Below are 20,501 nucleotides of genomic sequence, written 5' to 3'. Positions count from 1 at the left end.
TCCCTACAAGTCTCCACGTACCGACCATAGCTCTGGAAACAGGACGACCTCCAGCATACGGCGAAGATAAGGGACACCTTCCGTACCGCCGGTCCCTCTTTTGAAGCCGATGATCCGCTCTACAGTGGTCACATGATTAAAACGCCACCTGCGGAAGTAGTCTTCAAAGTCCACCAGCTTTTCCGCCAACTCATAGAGACACCAGTATTTGTCGGGGAATTTATAAACTTCTGCCCAAGCTTGGGAAACACTCACATCCTTTTGGTAGGGCGTTGTCAGGTCACGGTTCAAAACAGAAGGATCAATGGACAATCCGTTTCGCGACAATGCCCGAATGGAAACATCATAGATGCTGGGTTGATGGAGGACTTCAGTCAGCCAAGCATGGATAGACCTATTGTGCTTATGAGGCTGGAGGAGCGCTGCCTGCTTGTTTCCCGCCATATATTCGATCGCCCGATACTGATAGGACTGAAATCCGGAGGACTGCCCCAAGCTCTCACGGAAACGGGTATAATCACTGGGGGTCATTGTACGCAGAACATCCCAAGCCGAATTGAGTTGATCAAAAATACGCGCAACCCGAGACAGGGTCTTAAAAGCCTGCGAATAGCTGTCCTGTTCGATACAGCTAGCGGCTGATTGAAGTTCGTGAATTGCCAGTTTCATCCAGAGTTCGGATGTTTGATGCTGCACAATGAAAAGCAATTCATCGTGGGCATCCGACAACGGTTTTTGCGCATTTAAAACCTGTTCCAGCTTCAAATAATCAGCATAGGACATCTTGTCATCAAACGACAGTTCTGCACCGTGATGTGAAATAGTCTCCCCAGTAGTCATACCTCACGTTACCTTTGCTTTTTTATAAAACGCCTCATTGTCCCACAGCCTCTCACCCATAACGCGCTGCAGAACTTTCGCGGCCTTCAAAATATCCTCCTCATCAAGATAGAGCGGCGTAAAGCCGAAGCGGATAATATCGGGCGCACGAAAATCACCTATAACCCCACCAGCTATTAGTGCTTGCATCACCGCATAGCCCTCAGCCACTTTGAAGGAGACTTGCGAGCCACGACACTTGCTATCTCTCGGGCTCACCAGCTCCAGTTCAGGACATCGGGCTTCCACTTCCTCAATGAACAGCTCACTCAATACCACGGATTTTTGCCATAGCCCCTCAAGGCAGACACCATCAAACACATCCAGCGCCGCATCCAGCGCAGACAACGCAAGAACAGGCGGCGTTCCCACGCGCATTTGGTTAACACCGGCTGCAGGAGCATAATCCAGCTGAAATGCAAAAGGGGCTTCATGGCCCATCCAACCGCTGAGCGGGGTATCAATGCGAGATTGATGGCGCTGCGAGACGTAGAGGAAAGCAGGAGCGCCCGGCCCTCCGTTGAGGTATTTATAACCACATCCAACCGCAAAGTCGGCCTGACACTCCTCAAGATATACTGGGAAAGCTCCGGCGGAGTGCGCCAGATCCCATAGTGTCAACGCGCCAGCGTTATGAGCTGCTGCCGTCAAGTCTTTCATATTATGGCGGCGTCCAGTTCGATAATCCACCTCGGTCACCAAAACCACAGCGATACTCTCATCAATACTATGAAGCAGGTCCTCAGGCTTGACCAATCGCAGCTCATAGCCCGCTTCACGAAGACGAACCAGTCCTTGCGCCACATAAAGATCTGTTGGAAAGTTGCCAGTATCAGAGAGAATAACTTTCCGTTCAGGCCTTAGATTCAGTGCAGCCGACAGCACCTTAAACACATTGATGGAAGTAGAGTCGCTTGCAATAACAGTTCCTGAAGGCGCACCTACAAGACGGCCGATTTTGTCGCCAACACACTCTGGCATATCGATCCAGCTGTGTTCATTCCATCCAGTGATGAGCGAACGTCCCCACTCGTTCTCAACAGTGTCCTTAAGTCTTTGAGATACGCCTTTTGGCAGAACACCTAGAGAGTTTCCATCCAGATAGATTACACTCTCGGGCAGGGAAAATAACTCCTTGCGTGGCAATTTCTCGTTCAAGAGGTTTTCAGTAACAGAAGCACCGGAAGCACTGTCTTTTTTACCACTCAAAATCTATCCCCCGATTGGCGCCGTTAAAGCGCTCTCCTTGTTTATTTCAAAGACCAACGCCTCGCTGCAATTATGTAGATAAAAATCACATAATTTGAATACTTTCATAAATCACAGCAAGATAAAATGGAAATATATTTCATTTCGAAACTTAAGGGCGCAATTTATTAGTTTTAGAGGATTTCATCTTACTGGAGAATCTGGCAGCAAGGTCTGTTCAACTGGGAGCCCCAACTTCACCCCCCCTCCCAAACACAATGGACACGCGTCCCGATAAGATATCTGGACTTTTCAAAATGACGGAAGCACTTTTGAAAATTGATAGACCAGCCGTAGAAACCGAGGAGCAGTTTGCTGCTCTCCCCTTTCGAAGGAGCAAATCTGGAGATATACAAGTGCTCTTGATTACATCGCGGGAAACGAAAAGATGGGTTCTACCAAAGGGGTGGCCCATGCCCAACAAAAGCGGGCCAGAAACCGCGGGAATTGAAGCCTATGAGGAGGCCGGACTTTACGGAAAAATCAAAAAAAAATCTGTAGGGTCATACCTCTATTTCAAGGTATTCAAAACAGGAAGAAGCTTGCCGTGCTCTGTTAAAGTCTACCCCATGAAAGTGGACCGGCTTTCAGAGAGGTGGCCGGAGCAACACCAGCGAACTCGCAAGTGGTTTGGCATAAAAAAAGCAATCCAGTCCGTGGACGAGCCGTCCCTCAAAGCTCTTTTGAGAAGCTGGGCGGTCTTGGCGTAAAGTCTTAAGTTGCGTTTTGCTTTGGCAGCCACTTATGCAGCTTATCAAGAATACCAGCCTTGGTAACTGGCTTACTTACATAATCATCCATACCCGCACTCAGGCATCGGCGCTTGTGCTCTTGTGTTGCATTGGCAGTAAGCGCAACAATAGGCGTATGCGGCAAACCGCACTTGCTCTCATAGCTCCGAATTTTCCGTGTTGTTTCATAGCCATCCATCACCGGCATGGACACATCCATAAAAACCAGATCCGGCTGTATTTCATGGAACGAATCCAAAGCTTGCTGACCGTGGTCGGCAAGTGTCATCTCAACAGGCTCACTTTCCAGATAGGCCATCAAAACAAGCTGATTGACTGGCGTATCTTCTGCGACAAGAATTCTGGATCCAGATTTATACCCCCTCAAATCACCGATAGCTTCTTTGGCCTGCCGTTGCTTTTCCATCTCAATGTAGATGCTGCTGGCTATGACAAGGGGGACCTCAACATAAAAGCACGACCCGACACCCAGCTCGGACTTCACGTAAACCTCTCCATTCAACAACTCCACCAGTGAGCGGGTAATGGCCAGCCCTAAACCGGTACCTGCATATTTTCGACTGGAAGAACTGTCTATTTGTTGAAATTTTTCAAAAACCTGATCTACCTGATCATCTGCGATCCCGATACCTGTATCGCGAACGGACACAGTGGCATAAGCAAGCTGTCCTTCTACTTGGAAGGATACAGAGATATACACGCCACCTTTTTCAGTAAATTTTACCGCGTTCCCCACGAGATTAGAGATAATCTGCCTTATAAAGGCTTGATCACTCACAAACATGAAGGGCCCTGCCTCAGGGTAGTCAACTTTCAGCTCCAGTCCCTTTTTTTCAGCCCGGTGCCAATTGATATTCATAACCGACCCCAGAACATCCTGCAGGTTCAAAGTGCCCACATTCACATCCATCTGCCCGGCTTCTATCTTCGAAAAGTCCAGAATATCATTGATAATTTCAAGAAGGGCCTGAGAAGAGTCCTGTATCATTGCAGCATACTCACGCTGCTTCACATCTAACCGGGTCTCGAACATCAACTCTGACATTCCAATGATCCCGTTCAAAGGCGTTCTGATTTCATGGCTCATATTTGCCAGAAATTCCGACTTAGCCACATTCGCCCGCTGAGCCTGCCGAGTAGCGAGCCGTAATTCATGGGTTCTCTCGTGAATACGCTCCTCAAGCTCCTCAAGTGTGGTGGAAAGCGCGCTATTGACCAAGTATAGCTCTCTTGCTTTGTCCTCAAGCAGCTTCTCGGCCTCTTTTCTGGCCTGCCGCTCTCTTTCAAAACGGCGTTGGAGACGCTGAATATCCATACCAACTATCGCCGAACAAGAGTAAATGTCGCTTTACGACCCTCACTCTCGGCAGGTGAGACCATCTGCAACTCTATGTCAGTACCAAAATGGGCACTGGCTCCTCGAATAAGCCCCAGAGCCAGATGGGAAAATGGCCGTGTGGATGAGTAGTCCATTATCAGCTTATTTGGTTCGGGCCTTTGATAGGAAAAAGTGGGAAGCTCTGCATGTGGGTAGAGTTTTCGGACCTCTCGATGGATATGATCCTCAATTCCCATAAGAAACACAAAGATATCATCAACTGAATCAAAAAACTCAGGATAGCGAATAACAAATCGGGAAAATAAATGACGGCCAAACACCTCAACCAAATCAGCAACAGGGATATTCGTTTTTTCACTGAGGTGTGTCACCAACTGCAAAATTTCAGTATGATCATACTCGCCAACAGCTGTATATACGCCTTTACTTGGCAAAAACTCTTCCATGGCCACGATGATATCGTCTGCGACATCGGGAGAGAACTCTTCCTCGACCATCTCGATAAATTCTGTAAACACGATACCGAGCATACCAATCCCTCCCATATGTCTTGGGATATAGTCGCAGAAAGGCCGTTAAGAGAAACTTTCGCCTAGAGGCATATATAGCTTTTCCAATAGGTTCCAGCTCACGTTAAGTTAATGGGAAATAAAAGCTGGCTCCCTTTTGAAGAAAACAAGAGGAACTCTGCTTCACTACTGACAGTGTCTCAGCAGCGCTTTTAAAGGCGCTCAACGGACGTTGGGTCAATTTTAAAAATCAACAGGTCGTCTCGCTGCTCAACTTCCCCCTCCATAGATATCAGGAGGGCGGTGTAGTCTAGAAAATCACTGGAAAGGGGATTGCCTTGCTCATCTGACAAAAGGAAAAAACTCTGCCCTTTTATGGGGCTGCTTGTAACAAATACGGGTGGTAAGCCGCCGATGATACAAAGGTTGGCGCAGGCTTTGTGGGCAAGGCCGTTGCCGGGCCGCATTGCACCGATATAGCATTTCCCATCACAGATCTCACCGGTTAACCGCCAACGCCCAAGGCTTTTGGAAGGGGAAATGATAGGACTTTGTTGGCTTGCTGCAGCAGTCTCCTCCAACGCCTCTATTCTTCCCACTTGAAGCATATTGATGGTACCACGCTTCAACGGGACCCCCTGAATTTTAACAGGGCCACTGATATCAGCAGTGAGTTTGGACTGAATTCCGCGCTTCCCTATTCCAGCTAGTAAGATCGCTTCCGAGCTGCCTTGCTGCCCCTCCTTCACGACACGCAGAATCGGATAGGGCTTGGCTTCAATCACCCCCATGAGAGGCTGCTGGTTTTGAGACCATGAAAAGTGTCCATCCCCGGGGTCTGACAGGGACGCTCCCAGACCAAATGCAACCCCAGCAGCCGCGCCAACAAGCACCGCAGAAACTACAAAAAGGAACCAGCGAAGAGCTTTGGGAGGTTTTTTTGACCAACCAATAAAAAATGGATCAGGCTGTTTAGTGGGCATCCCTTCCCTACTCTTTCTTCAAAAGAACTGGTGGAATTTTTGTCCCGGGAGGGTGGGCATGAGAGTTAAGAAACAGGGCTTGCCCTCTCAACTCAAGTGAGTATGTGGCAACTTTTTCCTTGAAAGGCGGGGGGGAACAACCATCCTCCAGACGATATTGATAACCATGCCAAGGGCATGTGACACAACCGTAAACAATTTTCCCCTCTCCCAAGGGGCCGTTTTGATGGGCGCACACATTGGAGATAGCGAAAACCTTATTTCCATCCCTAAAAATGGCGACCCGTTCATCCTCTTTCACATTGACGATAATGGCGCGTTTGTTTGGAATACGGAAAGGAGAGCCCACATTCACCCAATTGCCTCCGTCCTCAGCCACGAGGCCGTTTTGATCGACCAACCCCTCATGTCGGGCGGCAAGTAAATGTAAAACAATCACCATCGAGGCCGAAGCTCCAACAACAACTGGAAACAGCGGCCCGGCTGCACTTTGCAAAGCGCCCAAGGCAACATGCGCAACTATTAGGGCGTAAGCCACATAAATTCCCATATGAAGGGTCTTCCAGAGAGGAGGCCCCAGAAAGTGCAGCCAAAAGTCATGGCTTGTAACCGCTAGCACCACCAGAAGAAGCAGAGCCAGTAGACCAAGAATCTCAAAGGGAAAACCTAGGAACTGAAAAAAGCTCGTATTGCTGGTAAGAACTGCCACATATTTATTGGTTGGAGAAAATGCATAGTACCAGTCAATAACGTAGGACACATGAAAAAATGCAAGAGCACATGTAATCACGCCAAGGTGACGCCGATTATATAGCAAAGGCAGAAATCGCCGGTCCAAACGAGATAGCGGTCCAATACTCAAAATAACTGTCAGTAGGAAAAAGACACAAGTCCCGTATGCCTGTGCCTTATATATTGCACCGTCAATTGGCCGCGTCACCTGCTGATAGAAAGGAGCGAGATACAAATAAATTGACAGGTAGCTCCCAATACAGGCCAGAGCGACCAAATCATAAACCAGTTTCGTGCGATTCCAGATAACCGGAATGTACTTTACACTCACTTATTCCTCCCCAATTGTTTGAGCAGTTTCATCAAGCGCAACAGCGGGTTGTTCATGTTGACCGGAGGGTTTTTGCCAAAGTGCAACCGCAAGAACTGCAGGAATAAGAACTGCGAGAAAAAACCATAGGATACGGTGTGCCCTGCGATACCTTCTTTGCATCACCCCTCCTTTGGTCTCTGTTGTTTAAGCAGAACACGCCAGCGCACCAAAACAATTGGCCAAAGCAAGACAAGCCCCGGCAACAGTTGCGGACGAAACCAATAGGCTCCTCTCGCAGCGTCCTCAACGCGGCCAATTCCAAACACAAGAAACGGGAGAGCCACACAAGCCCCCAAGACGCAATAGACAATGGCAACTAGAATGATGAGTTCAGCTGCACCCATTTCGCTTTCAACCTCCTTTCAAGCCTCACTCCGGCTCACCGAGCTTTGACGGGAGCGAGCTACGCCTGCAAGACTATCGAGATTGTTTTAAAGAAGCCGATAGGGATAGTTTAAAGTTCTCAGCAGAACCAACAGCCCTTAACTTCAATTTACCTCTTACGCCCTCAGCATGGCACCGTTCTATGGGAAGCAGTATCCTTCCATAGGGTTGAGCTTGCATATTCGTAAAATCTGCATAGGCATCACTAACAGGCTGGTCCACTTCGAAGGAGCAAATGTGATGGAGTGGATGCCCCACCCGGCGGCATCGCAATGTGCCATATTTACGATTGAAGCAATCGAAGATTGGGAAGGGACATCCATGGCAGAGGTTAGCATTATAGGTTTAGATTTGGCAAAGCACAGTTTTCAAGCTCATGGTGCGGCACCAGACGGCAAGGTTTTATTTCGACGGAAATTGTCACGCGGGCAGATGTTACCGTTCTTTGCCAAACAAGAACCTTGTGTTGTGGCAATGGAAGCTTGCGCTACTGCCCATAGTTGGGGGCGAGAAATTCGCGCTCTGGGGCATGATGTTAAATTGATTCCCCCAATCTATGTGAAACCATTTGTAAAACGTCAAAAAAACGATGCAGCTGACGCGGAAGCCATTGCGGAAGCAGCGTCGCGCCCCACAATGCGTACGGTTCCGATAAAATCAAAGGATCAGCAAAGTCGCGCCGTGTTATTCCGTAGCCGCGATCTTTTTGTACGTCAACGTACTCAGTTGATCAACGCCTTGAGAGCTCATTTGGCTGAGTTTGGCTGCCTCGCACCAAGAAAGGCGGTACACGTTAAGAAACTGGCTGAGGCTTTGAATGCTCCGAACAGTGACCTGCCTCCTGTGGTGCTTCAACTCGGTCAGATCTACCTGGAGCAAATTGCACTGCTCACAAACCGGATCCAGTCCCTGGAAAAGCAGCTTCGAATAGAAGCGAACCAGGACAAGGCTGCGCAAAGATTGCAAACCATGCCCGGAATAGGGCCGATAACGGCCATGGCGGTTACAGCATTTGCCCCATCAATGAGCACGTTCCGCCGAGGGCGGGACTTTGCCGCATGGCTGGGGCTTGTGCCAAAACAATATTCAACAGGGGGAAGGCAGATCTTGGGCCGAACCTCGAAAATGGGCCAGCGCGATATCCGAAGGCTTTTGATCATCGGAGCTATGGCACTCATTGGTGCTGCCCGGCGGACGGGGAGGCCAGAAAGCTTATGGCTTGGAAGAATGCTTGAAAGAAAACCAAGTATGGTGGTGGCTATCGCGCTTGCAAACAAAATGGCTCGTAGATTGTGGGCTATGTTGGTCAAAGATGAAGACTACCGAAACCTGTCCCCGGCTAAATAGGTGCTTCAGGACAGGTCCGTCGGGATGTGAGGAGGGCTTTGAGCAGTAAGGGTAAACGATCGACTAGATCCGACTTGGCATAACCAGTCTTTCGCACCGGGCAAAAAGCCCGCAAATGTGTATTGGAGCCAAGTTGCGTATCTCCATACCGGCCCGCGGCAAATGCAGCGCCGCACAACGAGGCCTGACAGATGACCGCAACCGATCACATGCCAAAATTGCTCGAAAAACAACTTGCAAAACACGGGGCATCCACAGATGCGTTGCGTTCTCTCCTCCCCCCAATTAAAAGATGAAAATACAATCGACCACGGCAGTGAGAGACAGAATGAAAATTGCTTCAGTAACCATCTCAGACCGCGCTTCCAGCGGTGAGTATGAAGATAAAAGCGGCCCTGCAATTCAGCAATACATGCAAAATGCGCTGGTTTCTCCTTGGGAACCTATTAGCCGAGTTATTCCTGACGGGGTTGATAGTGTCAAAGACTGCCTTATTGAGCTTTGTGATGATTTGGAAGTTGATCTAATTCTCACGACCGGTGGTACGGGACCTTCCCCACGCGATTTAACGCCAGAGGCCATGGCACAAGTTATAGAAAAAGAGCTGGCAGGATTTGGAGAACTTATGCGCAAAGTCAGCCTTGAGGAAGTTCCAACAGCAATTTTGTCACGCCAGACTGCCGGTATTCGCGGAAAAAGCCTGATCATCAACCTGCCGGGCAAACCAGCGGCCATCAATACCTGCCTGAATGCAGTTTTCCCTGCAGTCCCCTATTGCCTAGATCTGATTGGCGCCGGATATATTGACACCGACCCTGAAGTCATCAAGGTCTTTCGTCCCAAAGCGAAATAGTTGAGATATATGAGCTTGTATCCGTTGGATGGAAGCTCCTTCACCATTTAATACCAACGGCACTTATAATTGACCTGTATGCGCCCAATTTCGTCTACCGATTGATGTGATTGTGTGGGGTTGTTGAATAAGCTTATTCCAAGCGGAACAGGCGGCATCGACAATTTCCTGGTAGTCTTGAAAGGTTCGGTTAGAGAGCCAGTTTTGCCGTAAGTACTGCCAAACATTTTCAACCGGGTTGAACTCCGGAGAACGGGGTGGGAGCAGCAAGATGGTTATATTATCAGGCAACTTCAGTTTTGCTGTTGTATGCCAACCCGCTTGATCCATCAGGACCACTGCGTGCGCCCCTTTGGCGACGGTTCGGCTGATTTCTTTAAGGTGAAGCTGCATGGAATTGGTATTGGCTTTGGGCAAAACAAGTGCTGCCCCTTTGCCGTGGGCGGGGCAGATGGCCCCGAATACATAAGTTGATTGATAGCGCCCGTCGCTGGGAGCCCGTGGTCTCGTTCCTTTTTTTGCCCACCTTCTGGTGAGCCCATTTTTTTGACCAATGCGGGCTTCGTCCTGCCACCAGATTTCCATGGATGTTTGTGAGGGCAAGCGCACTTTTATTTCTTTAAGCCGGGCATGGAAGTTTTTTTATATGTCTCCATAACTTGCTCGTCCTGTGCCGGGTGCTGTGGCCGAACGCTGACCCGAGAAAATCCCAGAACTGTGAGGAGGCTTGAAATAGCCCTTTCGCTATAGCTGACCCCAAACTTCTGCTCGATCACACCTTGCAGATCCCGCCGACGCCAGCGAATTACGCCGTGTTGTTGTAAATCAGGCCCAGCCTCAACCAGATCTGCAAATTCAGCCATTTGCTCTTTATTTAACCACCGGACACGGCCCGGGCTCTTACGATTGTACAGGCCGTGCGGCCCTTCTGCGTTAAACCGATGCACCCAGTCTCGCAGTGTTTGGCGGTCCATGCCGCCCATGCGTGCCGCCTCCAAGCGCGACAACCCATCATAAACAGCAGCAAGAGCAAGAAGGCGGCGGCTCTGCCTGACATCCTTACTTTGACAAGCAAGAGTTCGTAACGAAGAAGCATCATAGTCTCGGCGCAATGGGATCGCTGACATTGGGAATCTCCTTTCCCAATGTTGAATCACAATTCAAGTGATTTGGGAATCCTCATCCCGAGTCAAAAACAGGTGCCGTTGGTATAAAATGGAGAGGCGCATGCAAGATAGCAGGAATGACGCTGATTATTTTAAGAGATAAATTTTAATGGAGGAATGGCGCACCGGGGAGGATTCGAACCCCCGACCCCCAGATTCGTAGTCTGGTGCTCTATCCAGCTGAGCTACCGGTGCATTATCACATTTCCAAGCATTCACTATTAAGGTGAGTGCTATATAGTCCGAAGTATATTTTTTATTTATAGAATGGCGCACCGGGGAGGATTCGAACCCCCGACCCCCAGATTCGTAGTCTGGTGCTCTATCCAGCTGAGCTACCGGTGCATCACTATAATCTAAAAGAACATTTACTGGCCAACCGGCCTAGCGCTGTTCCCTCGGAACGGGGCCTTATGTACTCACCTCTTGCTGGCTTGGCAAGCGCTTTCGTTGCTTTTTTCCATTAGAACTGTGAATTGGGGATAAAGAATCACTCGTGAGAATAAACTAAGTCCATTTCCACTCCAAATCATATCTTAGGAGTGAAGCTGTGTCACAGTCGTTTGTCCGTAGTTTTGCTCATGATGCGGTAAGGTGATCTCAAAGCATGTACCAGTGGTGACGCTTTCATCCAGTTTGATAGTTCCCCCATGAGCCTCAACAATCTCCGCAGCAATCGCAAGGCCGAGCCCCGTACCATCAACTTTACCGGCGGAATGAAACGCCTTGAAAAGAGACTTTCTGGCATTTGCTGGAATGCCGGGTCCCGTATCAAGAACTTTAATCGTGCATGTCATCCCTTTGGCATAGGCTTCCACCATCACCCGTTTGATAACAAACTCTTGCTTATCTCCCTGCATGGCTTGAACCGAGTTCCTGCATAAGTTCATCAAAACCCGAAAGAGCTGCTCGGGGTCTGCCTCAACTTCAAGCTCTACAGGGACATTGTTCACCAACTGAACATCTGAGTGCCCTTCCAACCCAAGCACTTCAGCAACATCCTGCACAACCTCTCGCAGGCTCACCAATCTCAAGCTTGGGGGTTCCTCCTGCGCTTTGCCATAGGAGAGAACCGCACTGGTGTACTTGGCCGCCCGATCCAGACTATTCAATATTTTGGGGGTTATTCTCTGCACAGTCGGGTCAGGTAAAAGCTCTAACCGCTCTGAAAACAGCTGGGCAGAGGCAAGCAGGTTTCGCATATCGTGATTTATTTTTGAAACAGCAAGCCCCAAAGCGGCCATACGCCGCTGTTGGTGGAAATCTTTATTCAACTTCTTCTGCATCTGGCAAAGTTGCTGTTCGGCTAACCCGATTTCATCCAGACGCTCCGTAGGCTTAATGATGCTATGCGCATTTTCTGGTGCTGAAGCAAAGCGCTCCATTGAACGGAAAATCCGCTTCATAGGCTTAACAAACAACCATCGTAGAGTGCCGTAAACCAACCCTGCAGTTATCAAAGAAATAATCAGGGATAGTTTTAGAATATTAAGTGAGTACCGAACCATGTCGCTGCGCAGGGAGGAAGTGGGAATAACCATTTCCACTTGCCTTTCACGCCCCATCTGTATTTCACCAACCACTAGAATATCGCCTTGTTTCCGACCAAACAAAATGCTCAGACTCTCACTCACAGAATCCCAAGCGGACATATTGTCCATATACACCGTATCAACGATATCTTTTTGCTGATCGCTCATGGCAATAAGCTGGTGCGTTCCTCCTTCCGAATAAGAGATCACAACAGCATCGGTTGCCTCCAACAGCTGGCTTTGTAGAACTGGAGAAAAGTGTCCGGTCTCAGAAAGGAGGGTTGCTGCGACACCCGCGACACCCAGCTTGTCACTCAGCCATGCGTTGCGAAAATTTGCGATAGAGGGAACAAAGATAAGCACTTCACTGAGCATGACAAACAAAATAGTCATCACCAGCAGCTTACTGGACAGGCCCCAACGGCTCTTCAGCTTTTGTTTTTCATTGGAACAGTCTTCCAGATTGCCATTTTCAATTTCTGCCATAAAGCTCGCTCTGTCCGGCCTCACTGTTTGTTTTTATGGTTCAGCGTAACTTGGTTTTTCTCTAAATATCTTTAGCTTAACCCAAATTGGCAAAAAACAAGAATACCGACTATCCAAATAATCTTAAAATGCGCAGGGCCCCACGTAAAACAGATTTTTTGGGCACATCTGCGTAGTAGGAAAGAGCTGCACGTTTAATGGCTTCAGACCTTGTTGGGTAAGGCATCACAAGACCTAGCAGGGCACCCACTCCCATTTTTTTTGAAATCATTAGGGAAAGAACGTTTATCAGTTCTCCAGCATTATCGCCGACAATTCCCGCCCCCAACAAGCGCCCGCCGCGACCAACGAGCAATTTAACAAACCCCTCTTTTTTTCCAGAGCTAAGCGCACGGTCGTTCTCGGAAAAACTAGAGGTAAGCACTTTCAGGAAGCGCCCGTGTTTTTCCCGCGCTTCCGCCTCTGACAGGCCAACCTCGACAATTTCAGGATCGGTATAAAGAGTTCTTGGAGTCAAAAGGTTGTGGGCATTTACTGGCAATCTAAAGAGTAAAGACTTAATTGCCAGTGCGCCTTGAGCACCCGCCAGATGCGTAAACTGAAGTCCTCCGGTTACATCTCCAATCGCATAGATCTTAGGATTAGAAGTCCTCAAGCCCTTGTTTACCTGAATTCCACTTTGATTGCACTGAACCTCAGCCTGATCCAGACAGAGTTTTTCCACATTTGCCTGGCGTCCCGCTGCAATCAGCAGGTGACTTCCTTCTATGCCGACTCCCCGATCTTCATGACGAAGCTCAACGGATAGGCCTCGACCACTTTTCCTAACACGTTCAATATTGGCGTTATCAAGAATAGTCACGCCTTCCTTGCGCAGGGATGACAAAACAACAGCGCAAAGGTCAGCATCCATTTTCGAAAGGGCTTTTCCAGCTTCAATGACAGTGACTTGGCTCCCCAGCCGGGCATGAGCCTGAGCCATTTCCATACCAATCGCTCCGCCGCCAACTATAATCAGATGCTCGGGCTTCTCCTGAAGATCAAACAGAGTTTCATTTGTAAGATATGGAACACTGTCCAGCCCATTAATTTCGGGAATAGACGCTCTGGAGCCTGTAGCAACCACAAATCGCCGCGCTTTCACCTCCAGTTCTCCCACTTGAAGTGAGGAAGGTGAGGTAAACCGTCCTTCACTTCTTAGAACAGTAACTCCCAGACCTTCAAAGCGCTCCTGCGAGTCATGGGGAGCAATCTGGTCAATAACACCATGCAAAAACGTGCTCGCTGCCCCATAATCCACTTCCGGTTCGTTTACAGACATCCCGAACCGCACCCCATCCCTCTGCTCCTGCACATTTTTTGCGACCGCAAGGAGGGACTTTGACGGGACGCACCCATAGTTAAGGCAGTCCCCGCCCATCTTGCCATTTTCGACAAGAACGACACGAACTCCAAAAGATGCAGCTGCCGCAGCTACGGTAAGCCCCGCAGCACCGGCACCGATAACACAAATATCAGGTTTCAAAACTTGTCCGACCAAACCTATAATTCCTTATCAGATGAATTCCGGTCAATTCTCTTCTGGCGAAGCGTTTTGAGGAGCACCGGTATTAAAGAAACAATACCAAGCGCTGCGAAAGCGCCAAGTATTTGTGGCGTTATCAAAGCAGAGATATGGACTTGACAACGACCTGCAAGGGCACACCCTGGATCGGTTGCTTCCTGAGCGATGATCAGGCTATCCAGACCGGAACCAATCAACGTATAGGCAAATGTTCCCGGCAAAATACCCAGTGCCGTTGCAAAAAAATATGTACCCAAACCCACATTGAAAGCTGCTGGAGCAATATTTACCAGCCAGAAGGGGAAGATCGGCGTTAAACGCAAGAATAAAAGATAATAGAAAGCGTTATCACGGAATCCAGCGGCCATTTTTTGTAGCATTGCTCCACTTCGTTTTTCCAGTGTGGAACCTACTGAGCTGCGCGCAATCAGATAAATCACGGTTGCTCCTACTGTCGCGGCAAAAACTGTGAGCCCTCCCCCCAAGATCCATCCAAAAAGAAATCCGCCCGCGATGCTAAGGACTGCCGCCCCAGGAAAAGAAAGCGCAACAACCACCACATAAACCACAATGTAACTAACGGCACTCACAAACGGGTGCCCCTGAATAAGTATCATCAGGTCGTTTCGGTGTTTTATCAGCGTATTGAGTGTAAAGTGCTCGTGCGCCCCGTAAAGATAACCAATGCCCATAATGAGAAGAACGATTCCTACCGGTCCCCACCGGCGCAAAAGTACTTTTGTATCAAACCTGCGTCTTGTTGGCTTCACCTCGTCCCCTTTGGAGGATTTCATCCAGACCCTACCTTAAAAAATCAACTTACAACCGAATACATCGCAGGATGTATTTTGGGTCTCCTGCCTTGAGCACTGATACAACCAGTGCCCGCCAAACGACCTTCTGTGAAAACCTTTCCTAACAATTCTACAGTTTTTTTGGGAATCACAGGTTCGTGTTCACGGTTACATTTCAACTAAATTTGAACCTTTGCACGAAGATAATTACTCTTTAACGTCGATCATACAAAATAGATTGAGCTTTAGCTTGCACCCAATATTGACTTGGTTTCCTAGGAAGAATATAAGCGCCATCGACTAGGATTAGCCATCCAAGCAGCCGTTTTCGCGGCGGCCCCTTGAAAAAGGAGCGAGATGAGCGTCCGACCATAACATTTTAGATCAGAGTTTTGCTCTGAATACAGGTAAGAAACGATGAAGCGTACTTTCCAACCAAGCCGTCTGGTTCGCGCACGGCGCCACGGCTTCCGGGCTCGCATGGCAACAAAAAATGGCCGTCAGGTTCTGGCACGTCGCCGGGCAAAAGGCCGTAAGCGTCTCAGCGCATAGTGGTAACGCTACGCGGTGGGGAAAATTTACAATTCAAACGGTTCTAACCACCGCGACAACACTATGAAAACACTTAAAAAGCGCTCCGAGTTTCTGGCCGTAGCAAAAGGCGGACGGACTACTCGGCGTGCTTTTGTGCTTCAAGCAGCAAAAACCCGGGACTGTGGCGACCCTCGTATGGGTTACACAGTTACAAAAAAAACCGGAAACTCTGTAGAGCGCAACAGGATTAAGAGACGGCTTCGTGCAGCCGTCGCGCAGTTAAGCGATCATGCTACGGTATCAGGTGCAGACTTCGTGCTTATTGGGCGCAGAGGTGCTCTCAGTCAGCCTTTCGATACGCTGGTTAAAGATCTTTCCAGCGGCATGAAAACAGCTTTTCGGAAGAAGAAACCTCGCCCTGCCCGATCAGGATCTGGAGTGCCACATGCCAGACAACCTCAGAAGTTGTCGCACTCCGCAACAATCCACCCTTCGAATACGAGTGATCTAGTCGATGAATGATAATCGAAATATGATCCTGGCGATGGTTTTGTCGCTGGTTGTACTACTAGGATGGCAGTTCTTTTACGCCCAGCCACAAATGGAAAAGCAGCAGACCGAACAGGGGCTGGTGCAGGAACAAAGCACACAAGCTGGTTCCAATGTACCGGCTGCTGGATCGAACGGCGCTATTAGCCTGCCCCAGAATACCTCAGGCGGGAAGCAAGTTGTCACAATGACCCGTGACACCGCTCTTGCCAAGAGTCAGCGAGTTGCGATCGAAACCCCGAGGCTTTCCGGTTCAGTCAACCTCGTTGGCGGTAAATTTGATGATCTGCGACTGAAGGACTATCGTCAGACTCTCAACCCAGAAAGCCCGACGGTTATCCTTTTATCACCCAAAGGCAGCCCCAACCCCTATTATGCTGAGTATGGCTGGGTTGCGGACCCAGGTGCTTCTATAGCTCTTCCCAGTGCTGAAAGCCTTTGGAAAGTTGACGGCAATACCAACTTAACGCCATCCACACCTGTTAGTATCAGCTGGGACAATGGTCAGGGTCTCATATTCAAGCGTACGCTGAGTGTTGATGACAACTATATGTTCACCGTCAACCAGAGTGTTGAGAACACAACCGGTTCCAATGTCAGACTTTACCCGTATGGCCTTATTGTGCGCACGGGTGAACCTAAAACTTCCGGCTATTTCGTTTTACATGAAGGTTTGATTGGTGAGTTTGGCGAGAATGGCCTGAGCGAGCTGAAATATAGCGACCTGATTGACGACAAAAGCGTTCGTCCGGCGAAAGTTAACGAAGGCTGGCTCGGGTTTACCGACAAGTATTGGGCAACCACTTTGATCCCGACACCGGGAACAGATTTCCAGCCAAACTTCTCCTACAGTCAAAATACGCAGAATTTCCAGACAGATTTCCTTGGCAACGCTGTCGAGGTTCCTGCTGGCGGTACAGCTTCAACGTCTTCCATGCTGTTTGCAGGTGCAAAAGTCAGCGCCATTCTAGATGCCTACCAGAAAGACAAGGGCATCGAGAACTTTGAGCTGATGATTGACTGGGGCTGGTTCTACTTCCTGACCAAGCCTATGTTCTGGCTCATTGACGCTCTTTACACAATGACAGGCAACTTCGGCGCTGCTATTTTGCTGGTTACTGTTCTTGTGAAAGCTGTCTTCTTCCCGCTTGCGAACAAGTCCTACGTCTCCATGAGTAAAATGAAACTCGTGCAGCCGCAGATGACGGAAATTCGCGAAAAGTACAAGGATGACAAGCAGAAACAGCAGCAAGCCTTGATGGAGCTGTACAAGACGGAAAAGATCAATCCTTTGGCAGGTTGCTTGCCTATCCTGATCCAGATTCCGGTCTTCTTCTCGCTCTATAAGGTGCTGTTTGTAACCATTGAAATGCGTCACGCGCCGTTCTTTGGCTGGATTCAGGATCTTTCAGCTCCAGATCCGACAACCCTGTTCAACCTGTTTGGACTCATTCCTTGGGATCCACCAACATTCCTGATGATTGGTGCTTGGCCTTTGATTATGGGTGTCACCATGTTCCTTCAAATGAAGATGAACCCGGCGCCAACAGAACCTGCACAGCAGATGATCTTCAACTGGATGCCAGTCATCTTCACCTTCATGCTGGCTTCCTTCCCTGCAGGCCTGGTGATTTACTGGGCATGGAACAATACCCTATCGATCCTGCAGCAAGGCGTTATCATGCGTCGTCAGGGAGTGAAGTTCGAACTCCTCGATAACCTGAAAACAACATTCAGTAAAAAGCCGAAAGAAGACAAACCCAAGTAGGGTCTTCAAGTCTGAGTGATATATAAAGCGGCGCAGCGATACTGATTGCGCCGCTTTTTTTGTGCACGCAAAAGCTTGCAAGACGTACCAAGCTCGCATAACATTCAGACCTAAACGGGGAGTGGGTTCAGTGAACAAGTAAGCATCAGCTAAATCATCAAAAAATAGTGCTGTTTACTTTTTGGAGGACCTCCTATGAAAGGCCCTAGTTCTTTGACTCGCTACCCTCTAGCTGGCGAGCCCCATACCGTATTCTTGAAAAACTTCATCAAGCATCCATCCATAGCAGTGGGTGACTTCACCTATTACCATGACTTCGATGGTGCTGAGGACTTTGAGAAAAAGAACGTTCTCTACCATTACGAGACAAGTACGGACCGGCTGGTTATTGGACGGTTTTGCGCCATAGCAACCGGGACCACCTTTCAAATGAATGGCGGTAACCACCTTCTGGATGGTTTCTCCACATATCCATTCGCCATATTTGGCAATGGTTGGGAGGATGGGTTCCATATTACAAACTATGAAAAGGCAAACCGGGGTGACACAATCGTGGGGAATGACGTTTGGTTTGGGCGCGATGCCCATATCATGCCGGGCGTTACCATTTCTGATGGCGCAATCATCGGAGCCAAAGCTGTCGTCACCAAAGATGTTCCGGCTTATGCTGTGGTAGCCGGAAACCCAGCACGGGTTGTCAAATATCGTTTTGATGAAGACACAATTGAAACCCTCCTTCAAATCGCTTGGTGGAACTGGGATCAAGACAAGCTATCTCGAAATATTAACGCCATTCGCGGCTCAGATCTGGATAAGCTCTTGAACCCTGCTTAAACGTTCTGGAAGAGAAGCCTTGTTTCCTACAAGCTCGACGTTTGAACCAAAGATCGCTAAAAGACAAAGATGACTACAGAACCAAAATATACAGAAGAACAACTGGAAGCCGGGCGACTGATGTTCGCCCGCAGCTGGGAATTTGTTACCAGCGTTGCCGAAATGCGCCAACTTCCCCCTTTGGGGCCTTTGGAGATTGCGTTCGCAGGCAGGTCGAATGTTGGAAAATCTAGCCTTATCAATGCTTTGACAGGAAAAAAGGCTTTAGCACGCACATCCAACACTCCCGGACGAACCCAGATGCTGAACTTCTTCATCGCCATGGATAGTCCAATTGGCATCGTGGACATGCCCGGTTACGGATACGCCGAAGCCCCCAAAGGCATGGTTGATGCGTGGACCACGCTGATTTTTAAATATTTGCGTGGCCGCAGTACATTACGCCGTGTTTTTTGCCTGATTGACAGCCGACACGGCTTGAAAAAGAACGATATCGAAGCCATGGATATCCTTGATAAGGCAGCAGTTCCCTATCAAGTGGTTCTAACAAAGGCCGACAAAATCAAACCCGGACAATTGGAAAAAGTTAAGGAAGACACCGTTCGTCTCTTGGCTAAGCGTCCCGCCGCCCACCCTGAAATTCTTGCCACCTCCTCTGAAAAAGGTTGGGGCCTTGATGAATTACGGGCTGAAATCCATAGCTTGGGTTGACCTTGAAACAGGTGTGACAGCACTTTCAAAAGAAGGCTGTTACACTTCACTCCTCTTGAGAACTTTTCCATATATATGGCAAATAAATCCGCAGCTCTTAGGTTTTAGAACTCCTCAAAAAGGGGTATAAGCGCTAATACTGAACTCTGCCCTCAAAGAGTGTTAGATATCGTTTAGCAACCATTTATTCGGTTCATCAGGTGTACATCATAATGAGTTCCACAGAAGCAAAAAATCGCGCTCATATCATTGCTCAAGCCCTTCCTTACATGCAGAGATATGACAAACGTCGGGTGGTTATCAAATATGGTGGGAACGCTATGGGTGATGAAACCTTAACCCAAGCATTTGCACGGGATGTAACCCTTCTGCGCCAAGCTGGTGTCCACCCTGTTGTGGTACACGGCGGCGGCCCACAGATAGGAGCAATGCTGAAGCGTCTTGATATCAAGAGCGAATTTAAAGGCGGCCTAAGGGTCACTGACAAAGCGACTGTAAGTATTGTTGAAATGGTTCTCGCCGGTTCCATAAACAAGAATATCGTGCACAGCATCAATAAAGAAGGCGGACGGGCAATCGGTCTTTCTGGCAAGGACGGGGACATGGTTATGGCCCGTAAGCTGCACAGAAAACACAGAGATCCAGATTCAAAAATTGAAGAAATTCTTGACCTTGGGTTCGTAGGGGAACCTGAGTCCGTTAATTCGACCACACTTGAGATGATCTTGCAGCAAGACCTCATCCCTGTTCTTGCACCAGTAGCTCCAGGACGTGACGGCGAGACCTATAATATCAACGCCGACACCTTTGCCGGTGCCATTGCTGGCTCAATAAACGCAAAACGCCTTTTGTTCTTGACGGATGTTCCAGGAGTTCTGGACAAGGAAGGGAACTTGATCAAGAAGCTTACTGTAGCTGAGGTCCGGGCGCTGATTGAAGACGGAACGATTTCAGGGGGAATGATCCCCAAAGTTGAAACCTGTATGGAGGCTTTGGACCGCGGCGTGGAAGGTGTCATGATTGTCGACGGAAAAGTTGAACATTCCATCCTTTTGGAATTATTTACTGATCACGGCGTGGGAACATTGATCGTTCCTTAAACATGCCTTTGCAAGGAGGCACCCACAACCTGCTCTAAAGTCCCAGTTTAAGGCGACATAAATT

The 20,501-nt window shown here is 48.8% G+C and carries 21 protein-coding genes and 2 tRNA genes; 9 read left to right on the top strand and 14 right to left on the bottom strand.

All coding sequences use genetic code 11. The features are described 5' to 3' along the window. Window positions 1-3: 3 nt before the first annotated feature. Together kynA and kynU are read right to left on the bottom strand one after the other, a co-directional pair. Window positions 4-840, bottom strand: a complete 837-nt coding sequence (gene kynA, locus P6574_RS02105; RefSeq protein WP_310618744.1) for a tryptophan 2,3-dioxygenase — start codon at window positions 838-840, stop codon at window positions 4-6. A gap of 3 nt (window positions 841-843) precedes the next feature. Continuing rightward, the gene (gene kynU, locus P6574_RS02100) at window positions 844-2,037 is read right to left on the bottom strand and encodes a kynureninase (protein WP_310622086.1); all 1,194 of its coding nucleotides are present in this window, start codon (window positions 2,035-2,037) and stop codon (window positions 844-846) included. A 347-nt stretch (window positions 2,038-2,384) separates the two neighbouring features. On the opposite strand from kynU, the gene P6574_RS02095 reads away from it, so the two are divergent. Continuing rightward, window positions 2,385-2,837, top strand: a complete 453-nt coding sequence (locus tag P6574_RS02095) for an NUDIX hydrolase (protein ID WP_310618743.1) — start codon at window positions 2,385-2,387, stop codon at window positions 2,835-2,837. Between the two features lie 4 nt (window positions 2,838-2,841). Here P6574_RS02095 and P6574_RS02090 read toward each other — a convergent pair whose 3' ends face one another. From P6574_RS02090 to P6574_RS02065, 6 genes are all read right to left on the bottom strand, one after another. Continuing rightward, window positions 2,842-4,194 carry an ATP-binding protein gene (locus P6574_RS02090; protein ID WP_310618742.1) on the bottom strand — a complete coding sequence of 451 codons (1,353 nt, stop codon included), beginning with the start codon at window positions 4,192-4,194 and terminating at the stop codon, window positions 2,842-2,844. A 5-nt stretch (window positions 4,195-4,199) separates the two neighbouring features. Continuing rightward, window positions 4,200-4,748: a heme NO-binding domain-containing protein gene (locus tag P6574_RS02085; RefSeq protein ID WP_310618741.1), complete on the bottom strand. Its 549-nt coding sequence runs from the start codon at window positions 4,746-4,748 to the stop codon at window positions 4,200-4,202. A 191-nt stretch (window positions 4,749-4,939) separates the two neighbouring features. Then, window positions 4,940-5,710 carry a hypothetical protein gene (locus P6574_RS02080; RefSeq protein ID WP_310618740.1) on the bottom strand — a complete coding sequence of 257 codons (771 nt, stop codon included), beginning with the start codon at window positions 5,708-5,710 and terminating at the stop codon, window positions 4,940-4,942. A 7-nt stretch (window positions 5,711-5,717) separates the two neighbouring features. Beyond that, on the bottom strand, window positions 5,718-6,773 hold the full coding sequence (locus tag P6574_RS02075; RefSeq protein ID WP_310618739.1) for a Rieske (2Fe-2S) protein: 1,056 nt from the start codon (window positions 6,771-6,773) through the stop codon (window positions 5,718-5,720). Further along, window positions 6,774-6,935, bottom strand: coding sequence for a hypothetical protein (locus P6574_RS02070; protein WP_310618738.1), 162 nt, complete (start codon window positions 6,933-6,935; stop codon window positions 6,774-6,776). Next, the gene (locus P6574_RS02065; RefSeq protein WP_310618737.1) at window positions 6,935-7,159 is read right to left on the bottom strand and encodes a hypothetical protein; all 225 of its coding nucleotides are present in this window, start codon (window positions 7,157-7,159) and stop codon (window positions 6,935-6,937) included. Before P6574_RS02065 ends, P6574_RS02070 begins: the two co-directional genes overlap by 1 nt. Before the next feature lie 361 nt (window positions 7,160-7,520). Between P6574_RS02065 and P6574_RS02060 the strand changes: the two genes are divergently transcribed. Then, on the top strand, window positions 7,521-8,546 hold the full coding sequence (locus P6574_RS02060) for an IS110 family RNA-guided transposase (protein ID WP_310622079.1): 1,026 nt from the start codon (window positions 7,521-7,523) through the stop codon (window positions 8,544-8,546). Window positions 8,547-8,874: 328 nt separating this feature from the next. Continuing rightward, a complete protein-coding gene (gene mog / locus P6574_RS02055) occupies window positions 8,875-9,399 on the top strand; it encodes a molybdopterin adenylyltransferase (protein ID WP_310618736.1) in 525 nt (174 codons plus the stop codon). Window positions 9,400-9,462: 63 nt separating this feature from the next. On the opposite strand, the gene P6574_RS02050 is transcribed toward mog, so the two are convergent. The 6 genes from P6574_RS02050 to P6574_RS02025 form a co-directional block, all read right to left on the bottom strand. Beyond that, a protein-coding gene (locus P6574_RS02050; RefSeq protein WP_310618735.1) for an IS630 family transposase occupies window positions 9,463-10,526 on the bottom strand; the annotation gives its coding sequence in 2 pieces (ribosomal slippage) (window positions 9,463-10,043 and window positions 10,043-10,526; 1,065 coding nt in all). 157 nt (window positions 10,527-10,683) lie between these two features. After that, window positions 10,684-10,760: transfer RNA gene (locus tag P6574_RS02045), tRNA-Arg, on the bottom strand. Between the two features lie 73 nt (window positions 10,761-10,833). Further along, window positions 10,834-10,910: transfer RNA gene (locus P6574_RS02040), tRNA-Arg, on the bottom strand. Window positions 10,911-11,101: 191 nt separating this feature from the next. Next, a complete protein-coding gene (locus P6574_RS02035) occupies window positions 11,102-12,583 on the bottom strand; it encodes a two-component system sensor histidine kinase NtrB (protein ID WP_310618734.1) in 1,482 nt (493 codons plus the stop codon). A 109-nt stretch (window positions 12,584-12,692) separates the two neighbouring features. Next, complete coding sequence (locus tag P6574_RS02030) at window positions 12,693-14,108, bottom strand: dihydrolipoyl dehydrogenase family protein (RefSeq protein ID WP_310618733.1); 1,416 nt, start codon at window positions 14,106-14,108, stop codon at window positions 12,693-12,695. A 17-nt stretch (window positions 14,109-14,125) separates the two neighbouring features. Next, a complete protein-coding gene (locus P6574_RS02025) occupies window positions 14,126-14,941 on the bottom strand; it encodes a TVP38/TMEM64 family protein (RefSeq protein WP_310618732.1) in 816 nt (271 codons plus the stop codon). A 417-nt stretch (window positions 14,942-15,358) separates the two neighbouring features. Between P6574_RS02025 and rpmH the strand changes: the two genes are divergently transcribed. The 6 genes from rpmH to argB all read left to right on the top strand — a co-directional run bounded on the left by rpmH (window position 15,359) and on the right by argB (window position 20,437). After that, window positions 15,359-15,493: a 50S ribosomal protein L34 gene (rpmH, locus tag P6574_RS02020; RefSeq protein WP_310618731.1), complete on the top strand. Its 135-nt coding sequence runs from the start codon at window positions 15,359-15,361 to the stop codon at window positions 15,491-15,493. A gap of 63 nt (window positions 15,494-15,556) precedes the next feature. Then, window positions 15,557-15,997: a ribonuclease P protein component gene (rnpA, locus tag P6574_RS02015; RefSeq protein ID WP_310618730.1), complete on the top strand. Its 441-nt coding sequence runs from the start codon at window positions 15,557-15,559 to the stop codon at window positions 15,995-15,997. Window positions 15,998-16,007: 10 nt separating this feature from the next. Further along, window positions 16,008-17,792 carry a membrane protein insertase YidC gene (gene yidC / locus P6574_RS02010; protein WP_405048067.1) on the top strand — a complete coding sequence of 595 codons (1,785 nt, stop codon included), beginning with the start codon at window positions 16,008-16,010 and terminating at the stop codon, window positions 17,790-17,792. Between the two features lie 195 nt (window positions 17,793-17,987). Further along, complete coding sequence (locus P6574_RS02005) at window positions 17,988-18,626, top strand: CatB-related O-acetyltransferase (RefSeq protein WP_310618728.1); 639 nt, start codon at window positions 17,988-17,990, stop codon at window positions 18,624-18,626. Between the two features lie 69 nt (window positions 18,627-18,695). Beyond that, window positions 18,696-19,337: a ribosome biogenesis GTP-binding protein YihA/YsxC gene (yihA, locus tag P6574_RS02000; protein WP_310618727.1), complete on the top strand. Its 642-nt coding sequence runs from the start codon at window positions 18,696-18,698 to the stop codon at window positions 19,335-19,337. A 212-nt stretch (window positions 19,338-19,549) separates the two neighbouring features. Continuing rightward, complete coding sequence (argB, locus tag P6574_RS01995) at window positions 19,550-20,437, top strand: acetylglutamate kinase (protein ID WP_310618726.1); 888 nt, start codon at window positions 19,550-19,552, stop codon at window positions 20,435-20,437. Window positions 20,438-20,501: the final 64 nt, after the last annotated feature.

The organism is Pseudovibrio sp. M1P-2-3, from assembly GCF_031501865.1.
Classification (GTDB): Bacteria; Pseudomonadota; Alphaproteobacteria; order Rhizobiales; family Stappiaceae; genus Pseudovibrio; species Pseudovibrio corallicola.
The sequence above is the reverse complement of the archived record's forward strand: the minus strand, read 5'-3'. Positions and strand labels throughout refer to the sequence as shown.